10 protein-coding genes and 1 riboswitch are annotated in these 14,408 nt (G+C 74.9%); of the genes, 2 read left to right on the top strand and 8 right to left on the bottom strand.

Going from position 1 to position 14,408, the window contains the following annotated elements; all coding sequences use genetic code 11:
• Positions 1-115: 115 nt before the first annotated feature.
• The 5 genes from ACPC54_RS16360 to ACPC54_RS16340 are packed head-to-tail and all read right to left on the bottom strand — an operon-like array spanning position 116 to position 6,701.
• Positions 116-1,483: a cobyrinic acid a,c-diamide synthase CobB gene (locus ACPC54_RS16360; protein WP_498965457.1), complete on the bottom strand. Its 1,368-nt coding sequence runs from the start codon at positions 1,481-1,483 to the stop codon at positions 116-118.
• 4 nt (positions 1,484-1,487) lie between these two features.
• Positions 1,488-2,093, bottom strand: coding sequence for a cob(I)yrinic acid a,c-diamide adenosyltransferase (cobO, locus tag ACPC54_RS16355; protein ID WP_045704009.1), 606 nt, complete (start codon positions 2,091-2,093; stop codon positions 1,488-1,490).
• Positions 2,094-2,099: 6 nt separating this feature from the next.
• Positions 2,100-4,202 carry a putative cobaltochelatase gene (locus tag ACPC54_RS16350; protein WP_498965456.1) on the bottom strand — a complete coding sequence of 701 codons (2,103 nt, stop codon included), beginning with the start codon at positions 4,200-4,202 and terminating at the stop codon, positions 2,100-2,102.
• Complete coding sequence (locus tag ACPC54_RS16345; protein ID WP_498965455.1) at positions 4,195-5,739, bottom strand: cobyric acid synthase; 1,545 nt, start codon at positions 5,737-5,739, stop codon at positions 4,195-4,197. The genes ACPC54_RS16350 and ACPC54_RS16345 overlap by 8 nt, the downstream gene beginning before the upstream one ends.
• Positions 5,736-6,701 (bottom strand): cobalamin biosynthesis protein, encoded by a 966-nt coding sequence (locus ACPC54_RS16340; protein WP_498965454.1) that lies wholly within the window; start codon positions 6,699-6,701, stop codon positions 5,736-5,738. The genes ACPC54_RS16345 and ACPC54_RS16340 overlap by 4 nt, the downstream gene beginning before the upstream one ends.
• A 138-nt stretch (positions 6,702-6,839) precedes the next feature.
• Positions 6,840-6,967: riboswitch (cobalamin riboswitch) on the bottom strand.
• A 676-nt stretch (positions 6,968-7,643) separates the two neighbouring features.
• On the opposite strand from ACPC54_RS16340, the gene ACPC54_RS16335 reads away from it, so the two are divergent.
• A complete protein-coding gene (locus tag ACPC54_RS16335; RefSeq protein ID WP_498965453.1) occupies positions 7,644-8,750 on the top strand; it encodes an alpha/beta hydrolase family protein in 1,107 nt (368 codons plus the stop codon).
• A gap of 773 nt (positions 8,751-9,523) precedes the next feature.
• Positions 9,524-10,795 (top strand): hypothetical protein, encoded by a 1,272-nt coding sequence (locus ACPC54_RS16330; RefSeq protein ID WP_498965452.1) that lies wholly within the window; start codon positions 9,524-9,526, stop codon positions 10,793-10,795.
• 104 nt (positions 10,796-10,899) lie between these two features.
• Here ACPC54_RS16330 and ACPC54_RS16325 read toward each other — a convergent pair whose 3' ends face one another.
• The 3 genes from ACPC54_RS16325 to ACPC54_RS16315 form a co-directional block, all read right to left on the bottom strand.
• Positions 10,900-11,781: a CDP-alcohol phosphatidyltransferase family protein gene (locus tag ACPC54_RS16325; protein ID WP_498965451.1), complete on the bottom strand. Its 882-nt coding sequence runs from the start codon at positions 11,779-11,781 to the stop codon at positions 10,900-10,902.
• Positions 11,768-12,460, bottom strand: coding sequence for a phosphatidylserine decarboxylase (locus tag ACPC54_RS16320; protein ID WP_045704017.1), 693 nt, complete (start codon positions 12,458-12,460; stop codon positions 11,768-11,770). The genes ACPC54_RS16325 and ACPC54_RS16320 overlap by 14 nt, the downstream gene beginning before the upstream one ends.
• Positions 12,461-13,129: 669 nt before the next feature.
• Entirely contained in the window at positions 13,130-14,332 is a 1,203-nt protein-coding gene (locus tag ACPC54_RS16315; protein ID WP_045704018.1) for an acyl-CoA dehydrogenase family protein, read from the bottom strand.
• Between the last annotated feature and the right edge of the window lie 76 nt (positions 14,333-14,408).

The following is a 14,408-nucleotide window of genomic DNA, read 5'->3' as shown; positions in this document are numbered from 1 at the left end:
TACGGACGGGCCCGCGGCGGAGTCACCACATGAAGCCGCCGCCGTGCCGAACCGTCAGCGCACCGAACCGTCAGCGCACCGAACCGCACGCGCACCGAACCGCACCGCCCCCGCATCACCCGGCGCGGTACGCCGCCGCGGCCGCCGCGAAGGACGCGGCGAGCCCGGGCGTCCCGGCCCAGTGCAGGTGCAGGTAGGAGGCGTGCACGTTGCCCGCGGCGAAGCCCTCGCGGTGCGGTCCGGTGGGCAACTTCCATCCCCAGGCGGGGTGTTCGCCGGCGCCCGGCTCGCAGACCGTCCGGTGGAACTCGTGCCCGCGCAGCCGGGTGCCGGCCGGGGCGAGCGGGGAGTCGTGCAGGGCGACGGCCTCCCGGTAGCCGAGGGTGAGCCGTTCGGTCATCCGGGACGCGGTGTCGAGCACGCCGCACATCGGCAGGCCGTCCAACTCGCGCCCGAGGTACAGCAGTCCGGCGCACTCGGCGGCGACCGGACCGCCGGCGGCGGCGAACGCGCCGATGGCCGAGCGCAGTTCGGCGTTGCCGCTCAACTCCCGGACGTACAGCTCCGGGAAGCCGCCGCCGATGACCAGGCCGGCCGTGCCCTCCGGCAGGGCGGAGGCGTGCAGCGGGTCGAACGGGACGACGTCCGCGCCCGCCGCGGCGAGCAGTTCGGCGTTCTCGGCGTACGAGAAGGAGAACGCCGCGCCGCCGGCCACGGCGATCCGCGGCCGGCCGGCGACCGGCTCGACCTCGGTCCGCGGGTCCCACGGCTCGGCGTCCAACTCCGGTGCGGTGCGGGCGAGTTCCAGCAGCGCGTCGAGGTCGACCGAGGAGGCGACCAGGTCACCCATGTCCGCGACGGCCTTCAGCGCCTCCGCCGAGCGCTCCACCGCCGGGATCAGCCCGAGGTGCCGGGACGGCGTGGCGACGGCGGCCGAGCGGCGCAGCGCGCCGAGCACCGGTACGCCGGAGCCCTCCTCCAGCGCCTCGCGCAGGAGTTGCTCGTGCCGGTCGGAGGCGACCCGGTTGAGGATCACCCCGGCGAGCCGCACCTGCGGGTCCCAGGAGGCGAAGCCGTGCACCAGCGCGGCGACCGACCGGGACTGCGAGGAGCCGTCGACCACCAGCACCACGGGCGCCCGCAGCAGCTTGGCGACGTGCGCGGTGGAGGCCAGCTCCCCGCGGCCGGAGGCCCCGTCGAACAGCCCCATGACGCCTTCGACCACCGCGACGTCGGCGCCCGCCGCGCCGTGCAGGAACAGCGGCGCGATCCGCTCCGGCCCGCACATGAAGGCGTCCAGGTTGCGGCCCGGCCGCCCGGCGGCGAGCGCGTGGTAGCCCGGGTCGATGTAGTCCGGGCCGACCTTGTGCGGGGACACCGCCAGTCCGCGCGCGGCGAGCGCCGCGATCAGGCCGGTGGCGACGGTGGTCTTGCCGGCGCCGGAGGAGGGCGCGGCGACGACGAGGCGGGGGATGTTGCTCAAGAGGTCACCACTCGATACCGCGCTGGCCCTTGCGGCCGGCGTCCATGGGGTGCTTGACCTTGGTCATCTCGGTGACCAGGTCGGCGACTTCGGTCAGCGCCTCGGGCGCGTACCGGCCGGTGATGACGACGTGCTGGCTGCCGGGGCGGTCCTTGAGCACGGCGACCACCTCGTCGGGGTCGATCCACCCCCAGTGCATCGGGTAGGTGAACTCGTCGAGCACGTAGAAGCGGTAGGTCTCGGCCGCGAGGTCGCGCTTGACCTGCTCCCAGCCCTCCTTGGCCGCCTCCTCGCTGGTCATCTCCTGCTCGGCGGAGCGCTGGATCCAGGACCAGCCGGAGCCCATCTTGTGCCAGTCGACGGTGCCGCCCTCGCCGGAGGCGCCGAGCACGCGCAGCGCGTTCTCCTCGCCGACCTTCCACTTGGCGGACTTCACGAACTGGAACACCCCGACCGACCAGCCCTGGTTCCAGGCCCGCAGCGCCATGCCGAAGGCGGCGGTGGACTTGCCCTTGCCGGGGCCGGTGTGCACGGCGGTGATCGGCTGCGTGCGGCGCTGACGGGTCGTCAGGCCGTCGTCGGGGACGCTCTCGGGGACACCCTTGGGCATGTCGGCTCAGGCCGCCTTTCGCACGGAGGAAACGGAACGGTTCTCGCGGACGAGCGAGGCCACGCCCTCGGCGCGCAGCTCGTCCAGGCTGACGGCGGTGCCGCCGAGCAACCCGGCCAGGGTACGGGCGAGGCCGAGGCGCACCGGCCCGGACTCGCAGTCCAGCACCACGCTGGCCGTGCCCTGGGCGGCGAACAGCGAGGCGGCGCGCCGGGATTGGGCCAGTGCGTCCCGCCCGCCGGTGGCCCGGCCGTCGGTGACCAGCACCAGCAGCGGGCGCCGGTTCGGGTCGCGCAGCCGCTCCACCCGCAGCACCTCGTGGGCGCGCAGCAGGCCGGCGGCCAGCGGGGTGCGCCCGCCGGTGGGCAGGGACTCCAGCCGGGCCGCGCCGACCTCCACGGAGGAGGTGGGCGGCAGCGCCAGCTCGGCGCCCGTGCCCCGGAAGGTGATCATGCCGATCTTGTCGCGCCGCTGGTAGGCGTCCATCAGCAGGGACAGCACCGCACCCTTGACGGCGCTCATCCGCTGGCGCGCGGCCATCGAGCCGGAGGCGTCGACGACGAACAGCACCAGGTTGGACTCCCGTCCCTGGCGCACCTGTTCGCGGAAGTCGTCCTTGTGCAGCACCAGCGCCCGGCCGTCCCGCCCGCGCGCCACCTGGTGCGGCGCGGCGGCCTGCAGGGTCGCGGTGAGGTGCAGCCGGCTGAGGGTGCCCTGCGGGCGGCGGGCGCGGACGGTGTGCCCGCTGGTGGTCTCGGCGGGGGAGCGGCGGCCCTGGGCGCCGTGCCCGGTGCCCTTCACGGTGAACAGCCTGGTCCGGTACGGGTCCCCGGCGGCGACGGGCGCCGACTCCCGCGCGGGCGCCGGGTGCTGGGCCGGTACGGGCGGCTGCGCGGGCTCGTCCTCGGCCGAGGTGGCGGGTCCGTCCTCCGGCGCGGCGCCGTCGAACGGCTCGGGGGCGCCACCGCCATCGGGGCCGCCGTCCGGACCGCCGCCTTCGGGGCCGCCCTCGGGCCCGTCGCCCTCGGGCCCGTTGCCATCAGGCCCGTCGCCCTCGGGCTCCGGCTCCTCAGGCCCCTCCGGCTCCTCCGGCTGCGCGTGCTCCTCCAGCGTCCGGTCGAGCTGCTCCTCGTCCAGCCCCGGAGCGTCGAACGGGTTGCGCCGCCGCCGGTGCGGCAGCGCCAGCTGCGCGGCCTTGCGGACGTCCTCCTCCAGCACCTCCGTGCGCCCCGCCCAGGCGGCGAGCGCGACGGCCGTGCGCGCCATCACGATGTCCGCGCGCAGCCCGTCCACCTCGAACGCGGCGCACACGGCGGTGATCTGACGCAGCGCCACATCGGTCAGTTCGACCTTGGGCAGCAACTCCCGGGCGGCGGTGATGTGTTCGGCGAGCTCCCGCTCCTCCTCGGCGAACCGCGCGGCGAAGCCGGCCGGGTCGGCGTCGTACCCGAGCCGGCGCCGGACGACCTCGGCCCGCTCGGCCGGGTCCCGGGTGGCGGCGATCTCGACGGTGAGGCCGAACCGGTCGAGCAGCTGCGGCCGCAGCTCGCCCTCCTCCGGGTTCATCGTGCCGACCAGCAGGAACCGCGCCGCGTGCCGCACCGACACGCCCTCGCGCTCGACGTAGGAGCGGCCCATCGCGGCGGCGTCCAGCAGCAGGTCGACGACGTGGTCCTGGAGCAGGTTCACCTCGTCGATGTAGAGCACGCCGCGGTGCGCCTTGGCGAGCAGCCCGGGCTCGTAGGCCTTGACGCCCTCGGCGAGCGCCCGCTCCAGATCGAGCGAGCCGACGATCCGGTCCTCGGCCACGCCGACCGGCAACTCGACCAGCTGGGACGGCCGTTCGGAAGCGCTCGAACCGGCGGCGTGCGGCCCGTCCGGGCACTGCCGGTCCGGCGCGGCCGGGTCGCAGGCGAAGCGGCAGCCGTCCACGGTGGCGATGGAGGGCAGCAGCCCGGCCAGCGCGCGCACCATGGTGGACTTCGCGGTGCCCTTCTCGCCGCGCACCAGCACGCCGCCCACGGCCGGGGAGACGGCGTTGAGCAGCAGCCCGAGCCGGAGGTCGGCCATGCCGACGATCGCGGTGAACGGATAGCGGACGTCAGTCATGCGTCACTCCCACAGGTGCCCCGGGCGGGAGGAACGGCAGCGTTCCGGCCGCCGGCACCCCGCCTTCGATCAGCTTCCACAGCGCGTCGGTGTCCGCGTGCTCTTCGATCAGGTCGCCCAGCCGGTCCAGTCGGGCGTCGCGCGCCTCGGCGAAGCAGGTGTCCGGCGCCGGCACGAACGCCCGCCCGGCCAACTCGGCGACCTCGCGCAGGAGTTCGCGACGGAACCCGTCGTTCTCCAGCACGCCGTGCCAGGTGGTTCCCCACACCGAGCCGACCCGGCAGCCGTCCAGGCTCTGCCCGTGGTCATCGGAGATGAACGCATCGCCCCCGTCGACCGCGACCACCCCGTGGTGGATCTCGTACCCCTCGACCCGGTGCCCGAACGCCTCGCCGACCGGCCGCGCCAGCACCTTCTCGGCGCCGAACCGGACGTCGGTGGGCAGCAGGCCGAGCCCCGCGACGAGGCCCGCCTTGGACTCCACCGCGTCGTCGATCGAGCGCGCCAGCATCTGGTAGCCGCCGCACACGCCGAGGATCGGCAACCCGGCCGCCGCCCGCGCCTTGAGCGCCGGCTCCAGGCCGCGCTCGCGCAGCCAGGCGAGGTCGGCCACGGTGGCCCGGGTGCCGGGCAGCACCACCAGGTCGGCGTCGGCCAGTTCCTCCGGCCGGGTCGCCCAGCGCACCAGCACGCCCGGCTCCTGCGCCAGCGCGTCCAGGTCGGTGAAGTTCGACAGCCGCGGGAAGCGCACCACGGCGACCCGCAGCACGTCCGCGCCGAGCGGCCCGCGACCGTCCACCCGGTCCACCACGGTGGACAGGTCCAGCGAGTCCTCGGCGTCCAGCCACAGGCCGGGCAGCATCGGCAGCGTGCCCAGCACCGGGCGGCCGGTCAGCTCGCGCAGCATCTCCAGCCCGGGCGCGAGCAGCCGCCCGTCGCCGCGGAACTTGTTGACGAACCAGCCGGCGACGTGCCGCTGGTCCTCCTCCGACAGCAACGCCAGGGTGCCGTACATCGCGGCGAAGACCCCGCCGCGATCGATGTCGCCGACCACCACGACGGGCAGGGCGGCGGCGGTGGCCAGGCCCATGTTGGCGATGTCGCGGTCGCGCAGGTTGATCTCGGCGGGTGAGCCGGCGCCCTCGCACACCACCACGTCGTAGCGGCGGCGCAGGTCCGCCAGGCACTCCAGGGCGCGCTCCAGCAGGACGGGCTTGCGCTCGCGGTAGTCCAGCGCGCCGACCTCGGCGACCGGCCGGCCGAGCAGCACCACCTGGCTGCGGCCGTCCGCGCCCGGCTTCAGCAGCACCGGGTTCATCGCCGCTTCGGGCTCGACCCGGGCCGCCTGCGCCTGCATCGCCTGGGCGCGGCCGATCTCGGCGCCGTCCGCGGTGACGAAGGAGTTCAGCGACATGTTCTGCGCCTTGAACGGCGCGACCCGCACGCCCTGGCGGACCAGCCAGCGGCAGATGCCGGCCGTGACCACGCTCTTGCCCGCGTCCGAGGTCGTCCCGGCGACCAGCAGTGCGTTGCTCATGACCCCCCACCCTTCCTTCGCCATGCGCGCAGCAGGACGTGCCCCGCGACCGTCGTACCCAGCGCGAGCGCGCCGACCCGCCGCGACAGCGTGCAGGCCCGCTCGATGTCGTCCACCGTCACCGGCCGCAACTCCTCGCCCAGGACGGGCCGGTGCTCGACGCGCTCGCCGTACCGCAGCGTCCCGCCGAGGCGGACGCCGACCGCGCCCGCGAAGGCCGACTCGGCCTGGCCCGCGTTCGGGCTCGGGTGGGCGGAGCCGTCCCGCCGCCAGACCCGCCAGGCCGTCCGCGGCTCGGGGGCGGCGGCCACGGTCAGCAGCGCCGTCAGCCGGGCGCCCGGCCAGCCCGCGACGTCGTCGAGCCGGGCGGAGGCCCAGCCGAACCGGGCGTGGCGGGGCGAGCGGTGGCCGACCATCGCGTCCAGGGTGTTCACCGCGCGGAACGCCAGCAGGCCCGGCGTGCCGGCCAGGGCGCCCCAGGCCAGCGCGTTGACCACGGCGTCGGCGGTGTTCTCGGCCACCGACTCGACGACGGCGCGGGCGATCTGCTGCTCGTCCAGGGCGCTCGGGTCCCGCCCGCACAGGTGCGGCAGCCGCTCCCGGGCGGCCGTCAGGTCGCCGGCGGCCAGCGAGCGGCCGATGGTGCGCGCCTCCCGGGTCAGCGAGGTGCCGCCGAGCACCGTCCAGGTCGCGGCCGCCGCGAGCGCCGCCCGGCCCAGCGGACGCCGGCCGACGGTGCGGTCCAGGGCGAGCGCGCCGGCCGCGACGGTGCCCACGGCGAGTGCCGTGTACGCCGCGCCGGCCGCCCGGCCGTCCCGCCACATCCGTCGCTCCAGCGCGGTGGCGGCGGTGCCGAAGGCGGCCACCGGGTGGCCGCCGCGGGGATCGGCGAAGCGGGTGTCGGCGGCGTAGCCCACGACGGCGCCCAGGGCGAACGCGGCGGCCCGGGTCAGCGGGCGCACGGGGCGCGCGGTCGTCGCCCGCGCGGCTACCGGGCGCACGGCGGAAGGCAGCTCGAAGTCCGGCGGGGCGGGGCAGCCTGCATCGCGTGCGTGTCCTCACTCAGGGTCCGCGCCCTGGATCGACGTACCGGGGGCGAGAGTCTCCTGGCTTCCGGGTCGGACGCACTTCCGGGCCTTCCAGCGGCTCCTGACGGCCCGCCGTGGCCTTTCCGGTCGTGCTCCCCGGTGACAGTGGCGGGACCGCGCCGGACTCGCACCGGCTTCCTCTCCATGCCTCCGTTTGGCCCCGGAATCCCATCACGCTGCCGAACCGGCAGTCAACCGAGGTCACGGAGGGGTTGGTCACAGCGCGCACCGCACCGGGCTGTGCGATCGCCCAGCCCCCCGCGGCCCCGCGCCCGCCCCCGGTGCCGTTCTCGCCCGCCGCCGCTCGCGCCCATCGCACCGGCCTCGGCCTGACCCCGGAACAGGTCGCGGACGGTCCGGCCGCACACGGCGTCAGGCTCCTGCCCGCCCACGTGCTCGCCTGGGAGAGCGGTGAGCTGCGCCCCGACCAGACGGAGTTCATCGCCCTCGCCCGCGTCCTCCGGTGCCCCGCCGCCCAGTTGACGGGCACCCGCCCGGCGGGGCTTCGCGACCACCGGCCGGCCCGCGAGCTCACCCGGGAGGCGGCCGCCCGCCGGGCGGCGTCGCCCTGTCCGTCCACCAGGAGGCCGAGCTGGCCGGCCACTGGGGCACCCCGGCCGCCCCACCCGCCGCCCGGAGCCTCACCGGTCGCTTCTGGGAACTCCTGGGGACTTCTCGGCCACCGGACCACCGAAATCCCGTCTGATCCCCCCGTTGTCGTGCCCCGGACGGCCCAGCCCGGTGGCCCGGCGCGCCGCCCGCCGGTGAACTGGTGCACGAACACCGTCCGGACCGACCAGCAGAGCGGGGAACGAAATGCGTTGGGGAACCGCAGCCGTCGTGGCGGCCGCCGCCGTAGGGGCCGCCGTCCTGGTGGTCGGTCGCAAGGCCTCCGAGCGGATGGTCCGGCCGGAGACCGTGACGCCGGAGTCCGGTCCGCTCGTCGTCCGGCGGCTCGCCGCCGGCCGGGTCACCTTCGCCCGGCGCCCGGAGGCCCTGCTCCCCGGCCGCTGGGCGGTCGAGTGGGAGGGCGGCGGCCACGCCGTCGTCGCGGAGGTGCTGCACAGCGACCCGGAGGGCGTCACCCGACGGCTGGTCCGCGCGGACCGGGGCACCCTCGCCCCGGGCACCGAGGTCCGCTTCACCCCGCGCGTCCTGCTCGGCGACCCGACCACGGCGCTCGGCCTCCCCTTCACCGGCACCACCGCCGAGGGCGAGCTCGGCGACCTGCCCGCCTGGTACGTGGACGGCAAACGCGGCACCTGGGTGATCCTGGTGCACGGCCCCGGCGCCGACCGGCAGCAGACGCTCCCGGTGCTCCCCGTGCTGGACCGCCTCAGCATGCCCGCGCTGGCCGTCACCTACCGCGGCGACGAGGGCGCCCCGGCCTCCCCGGACGGGCTGAGCCACTTCGGCGAGACCGAGTGGCGGGACGTCGAGTCGGCGATCCGGCTGGCGCTCGACAACGGCGCGGGCAAGGTCGTCCTGTACGGCTGGTCGGTCGGCGCGACGATGGTGCTGCAGACCGCCGCCCGGTCCGCCTGGTCGCACGCGATCCGCGGCCTGATCCTGGACTCGCCGGTGCTGGACCTCCAGGCCGGCGCCCGCCGCGACGCCCGCCGGGCGGGCTGGTCCGGGACGGTCGCCGAGCTGGGCGCGCTCGCCGCGCAGGGCCGCACCGGCGTCGACCTCGCCGACTTCGCCCGCATCGCCGAGGGCGCCGACCTGCGGGTGCCCACCCTGCTGCTGCAGAGTCCGGACGACTCCATCGCCCCGCTGGGGGCCGCCGAGAGCCTCGCCCACGCCCGGCCCGACGTGGTCAGCCTGCAGACCTTTCCCGGCGCCGACCACGCCGCCCTCTGGAACTCCGCCCCCGAGCGTTACACCGAACTCCTGCGCCGCTGGCTCACCCCCCTCCTCTGATCCGGCCCGCGATGGCTCGCGGCGAACTCCCGCGCAGGAAGTGGAACCGGCCGACTTCCTGCGCTTTCGCCGCTTCCCGAACCCGGTTCGTCCGTGGCCGATCTCCGGTGTTCCCGCTGTGATCCGCACCGCACGGAAAGTCGATACCGCTGTGCCCGTTCGATTCCTGGCGCCCCCCGCGATGCGCGAGAAGTCGGCCCCGTCGACTTTCCGCGCGGCACGCGAAACCGATGGGTCCGATTTCCTTTCCATTCCCCCCGCCCGCCCGCACCCGAAGCACGGGAAGTCGGCCGGGCCGACTTCCCGCGCGGCGCCCGAGCGGCCGCTCGGGCGGGCCGCCGCACACGGAGCGTGACTGCCCGGTCGGGCACCGCAACCGACCCACTCGTCCTGGCATGGACCCGCCACACGTTTCCGGCCAGCCGGTTTGCCACTGTTGCCCGATCTTGCGGAGGTGCCGTCCGGGCGCGTCCGGTCGTACGGACAACCGGATGTGACAGAAGGCCGGTGCAAGGGGAAGACTGCTCGACGTGACGTCTCGGAACCCGCGCGACCGTGATGCCCCGCTCCAACCGACGATCGGTACCGGTGCGACGGTGACCCGTCTCCCCGGTACGGCCCACCGGCCAGCCGGTGGCAGGCCGGGCGGGGCCGGTGTACCCAGGCCCGGCGTACCCCGTCGACGGGGCCCGGCCCCGGCGCCCGGGCGGGGCCGGGTTCCGGTTCCGGAGGGCTTCCCCGCCCCCGCCGAGCTGGCCCCGCTGGCCCGCCGGATGCTGGTGGACGCGGTGCGGATCGCCCGCTGGGCCGGCGATCTGGAAGAAGTCGACAAGCGCGGCGAGCTGCTGCCCGAGGACGCCCGCGCCGCGGGCCGCGCGCTGGCCATGACGGTCGGCGCCGCCGCGAAGGCCTGGGGCCAGGCCCTGCTGGTCGGCCTGGTGGAGCCCCGGGACGGCGGAGCCGGCCCCGGCTGGCGCCTGCACGCCTGGGAGCACGACGACGAGGCGGTGGTGCGCGGCTGGTCCGCGCTGTTCGACGCCTGGACGCTGCTCGCGCCCGTCCCGCCGGCCGCCCTGCGCGGCGTGTTCGCGGTGCTGGCCGGACAGGCCGTCGACCAGGCCCCGCAGCTGCTGTCCTTCCTGCACCTGGTGGACGGCCCGGTCGCCGACGTCGAGCTGCTGGAGCTGCTGCGCCGCGGCCTGGACGAGCGCCGCGTCGGCGGCGCCGCCGGCCCGGGCCTGTCGCCGGTGCCGCACGCGGCCTCCGCCGTGTCGGCCGTGCGCGGCACCTGCCGGGAGCCGCAGATCGACACCCCGGCCGCGCCCTCCGACGTGGCCGCCGTGCTGGACTGGATGCTGGACGGCCTGGCCGCGGTCGGCGCGGTGGTCCGCGCGGACGACGCCGCCGAGCTGTCCCCGCTGGGCCACTGGGCGGTGCGGGCGAAGCTGGAGGAGATCTGCACGGTCGCGCAGACCGCGGCCGGGCACATCGAGCAGAGCGCCTTCGAGCTGCTGAACGCCTGCGCCGACTACTCGCCGGGCCCGGCCCGGGCGGAGTACCGGGCCTGGGTGGCGGCCCGCCCGGCGGACCGCGCGGTGGCCGAGCTGCTGGACGCGGCCCAGGGCGACGACGCGCTGGTGCGCGGCCTGGCCTTCGAGGCGCTGCGGGTGGCCGGCGGCCCGGCGGAGCAGGCGGTGCGGGCGGCGGTGGACGAGCCGGTGCTGCGCCCGTACGCGCTGCTGTGGCTGGCCGAGCGCGCGGATGAGGGGGTCTCCCCGGCGGACGTGCTGGGCGCGGACGACGCGGCCTGGCTCTGGGTGGACACGGCGGCGGCGGTGCTGGACCACGGCGAGACGGAGCTGCTGGTCGGGCACGTCGAGGGCGCCTCGGCCGGCGATCCGGTGCGGCTGTTCGCCCGGGCCCGGCAGTCGGGGCACCCGCGCGCGGCCTCGGTGCTGACGGCGGTCTCGGGCGTGCACCCGGACCCGGGCGTGGCGCGGGCGGCCCGCCGCTCCGCGTTCAGCGTCCACACCGGCGGCGCGTAGCGGTCGACGCACGGTCGGCCGCCCGGTCGACGCATGAGGAAGGGCCCGGAACCATCAGGTTCCGGGCCCTTCCTCATGCGTGGTGGATCGACGGGTGAACGGGCTCAGCCGAGCCGCGACTCCGCCCGCCGGGCGCGGACGTCGCCGACCTTCTGCCCGACCTTGCGCCGGATGACCAGCAGCGGCGCCATCGCGGCCAGCGTGATCTGGGCGAACGCGCCGACGTGCAGCAGCGCGTCGCCGCCCGGCAGGCCGGTCGCCCAGGCCGCCAGGCAGCCGATGGAGACGACGATCCAGCAGAGCGTCGCGGTGGCCAGCAGCCCCTGCGGCTTCGGGTACTCGATCCGGCTGACCATGAGGTACGCGGCGCCGAAGATGGCGAGCAGGCCGAGCTGGAACGGCGGGTCGAGCAGCACGATGGCGATCACCGTCATCGCGCCCATCGGGCAGGGCATGCCCTGGAACACCCCGGGCCGCATCTTGACGGCCGAGAAGCGGGCCAGCCGCAGCACGACCGCGAGCAGCACGGTCAGCGCGATGAGCGCCGAGAGCTTGCTGCTGGCGCCGGTCGACGAGACCATGCCCCAGACCGCGACGAAGTAGGCCGGCGCGATGCCGAAGCTGATCAGGTCGGCCAGGTTGTCCAGTTCCGCCCCGAGGGCCGAGGAGCGCAGCTTGCGCGCCACCAGGCCGTCGAAGAGGTCGCACATCGAGCCGATCAGCAGCAGCGTGACCGCGGTGGCGGCGCTGTGCCGGTCCGGAGCGGCGTCCGGATTGGTGATGTGCGGGACCAGGACCCCGGTGGTGATCGAGTAGATCGCCAGGAAGCCGCAGACGGCGTTCCCCAGGGTCAGGAAGTCGGCGGTGGACAGGTGCTGCGGAGAGCGCGGGGCGCGCAGCTCGCGGTCGCGCGCCCAGCGGCGGCGGCGCAGGGCCGTCTCCTCGTCGTCCAGGCCGACGATTGTCTCAGGATCAGTCACGGTCAAGGCGCGTCACCCCGGCTGTGGTCTTCTGGCCGACCTCGACGCCGACCTCGACGCCGGCCGGCAGGTAGGTGTCGACCCGGGAGCCGAACCGGATCAGGCCGATCCGGTCGCCCTGCTCGACCTTGGTACCGGCGGCCACGTACGGCACGATGCGGCGGGCCACGGCCCCCGCGATCTGGACCATCTCGATGTCGCCGAGTTCGGTGTCGAAGTGCCAGACGACCCGCTCGTTCTGGTCGCTGTCCTTGTTGAACGCGGGCACGAAGCCGCCCGCGACGTGCTCGACCGACGTCACCGTGCCCGGCAGGGGCGCGCGGTTGACGTGGACGTTGAGCGGGCTCATGAAGATCGCGACGCGGGTGCGCCCGTCCGGCCAGGCGTCGATGCTCTGCACCACGCCGTCCGCGGGGGAGATCACTCTGCCCGTGCCGATCTCACGCTCGGGGTCGCGGAAGAACCACAGCATGCCCGCGCTCAGCGCGCAGGCGGGAACCGCCGCCAGGGCCCACTTGCCGCTGCGCCGGGTGAGGGCGGTGGTCACGGCGGCCGTGGCGAGGGTGGGGACGAACCAGGGGGTGGCTCCGCGCGCGATGGTCACGCGGGGTCGCCGACCGGCCGTCCGGGCTGCGAGGACGTCGCGGTCCGTGACGGAGGTGTGAGGGGACGGGCTGATGGGCATCGAAGACCTTTGTCGCGGGGGATCATGGCCGCTGGACGGGGGGCCACCGCGGGATCGGTAATAGAGGGACGGCTTGCTGTCCCGGTGGATGCTATCGGGAGCACACGGTGGGTGGGCAACCCGCCTGCTCGTTCATGTGTCCGGCGGGAGCGCGTAGACGCACCCACCTCTATGACCGTAGCTCGACCCGGTCCGGTTCCCAAGGGACCGGACGCGGCTGGTGACTCTTGTCTCAGCGGGGGAGCGGGCTGAACCCGCCCGGGGTGCGCGGGGCCGGTGGGCCGGGGGAAACGGCCGGGGCGGCCGGAAACGGGTGTACGGAAGCGGGGGGGGGGGGGGGGGGGGGGGGCGGGGGGCGCGCGGGGGGGGGGGGGGGGGGGGGGGGGGGGGGCGGGGGGCCCCGCGCCCCCCCCCCCCCCCGCTTCCGGAGGGCCGTGCCGGACCCAGGCGGACCAGGCCGGGACCGTGACGGGGCACGGCGCTCTGCCGGGGCGGGCCCGCACGCCCGTTCCCCGGCTGTTCGCGGGGCCGCGGACGGTGCCCGTCCGCGGCCCGGTGATCAGAAGGCGACCGATCAGCGATCAATCGGCGATCAATCGGCTATCGAACCGCGACCGCTCGGTGATCACCCGCTGATCGACCGGTGATCATCCGGTGATCGGCGACCGATCACTCGGCGATCTTGTACTCCTCCAGGAGCCGGCGACCGACGATCATCTTCTGGATCTCCGCAGTTCCTTCACCGATGAGCAGCATCGGGGCCTCGCGGTAGAGCCGCTCGATCTCGTACTCCTTGGAGAAGCCGAAGCCGCCGTGGATGCGGAAGGCGTCCTCGACGACCTCCTTGCAGTACTCGGAGGCCAGGTACTTGGCCATGCCGGCTTCCAGGTCGTTGCGCTGGCCGCTGTCCTTCTTGCGGGCGGCCATGACCATCATCTGGTGCGCGGCCTCGACCTTGGTGGCCATCTCGGCCAGCTTGAACTGGATGGCCTGGTGCTCGGCGATCTTCTTGCCGAAGGTGGAGCGCTGCTGGGCGTACGAGATGCCCAGCTCGAAGGCGCGGCGGGCGACGCCGCAGCCGCGGGCCGCGACGTTGACGCGGCCGACCTCGACGCCGTCCATCATCTGGTAGAAGCCCTTGCCGGGCACGCCGCCGAGGACGCGGTCGGCCGGGATCCGGACGTCCTCCAGCACCAGCTCGGTGGTGTCGACGCCCTTGTAGCCCATCTTCTCGATCTTCCCGGGCACGGTGAGGCCGGGCACGGTCGGGTTCGGGCCGAAGCCGGCCGTCTTCTCGATCAGGAAGGTGGTCATGTTCTTGTACGGGGTGCTGCCGCCCTCGTCGGTCTTGCACAGGACCGCGACCAGGGTGGAGGTGCCGCCGTTGGTCAGCCACATCTTCTGGCCGTTGAGGACGTAGAAGTCGCCGTCCTTGACGCCCTTGGTGGAAATGGCGGAAACGTCCGAGCCGAGGCCGGGCTCGGACATCGAGAAGGCGCCGCGGAGTTCGCCGGCGGCCATCTTCGGCAGGAAGTAGTCCTTCTGCTCCTGGGTGCCGTGGGCGTTGATCATGTGCGCCACGATGAAGTGGGTGTTCACGATCCCGGAGACGGACATCCAGCCGCGGGCGATCTCCTCGACCACCAGCGCGTAGGTCAGCAGGGACTCGCCGAGGCCGCCGTACTCCTCGGGGATGGTCAGGCCGAACAGTCCGAGCTGCTTCATGCCCTCGACGATGGCGGTCGGGTACTCGTCCTTGTGTTCCAGCTCGGTCGCGACCGGAATGATCTCCTTGTCGACGAAATCCCGCACGGTGGCGAGGATGTCCCGCTGGATCTCGGTGAGGCCGTCGGTCTGTGCCAGGCGTCCCATCGTGCGGCTCCGATTTGTTCTGAGGGTCCGGGGGGGGGGGGATTGCCGGGGGCCCTGCCGGCGTGGCTGCGGCAGC

Source organism: Kitasatospora sp. NPDC094028 (assembly GCF_049543595.1).
In the GTDB taxonomy this organism is placed as follows: domain Bacteria; phylum Actinomycetota; class Actinomycetes; order Streptomycetales; family Streptomycetaceae; genus Kitasatospora.
This window is presented reverse-complemented; position numbering and strand designations above follow the sequence as displayed.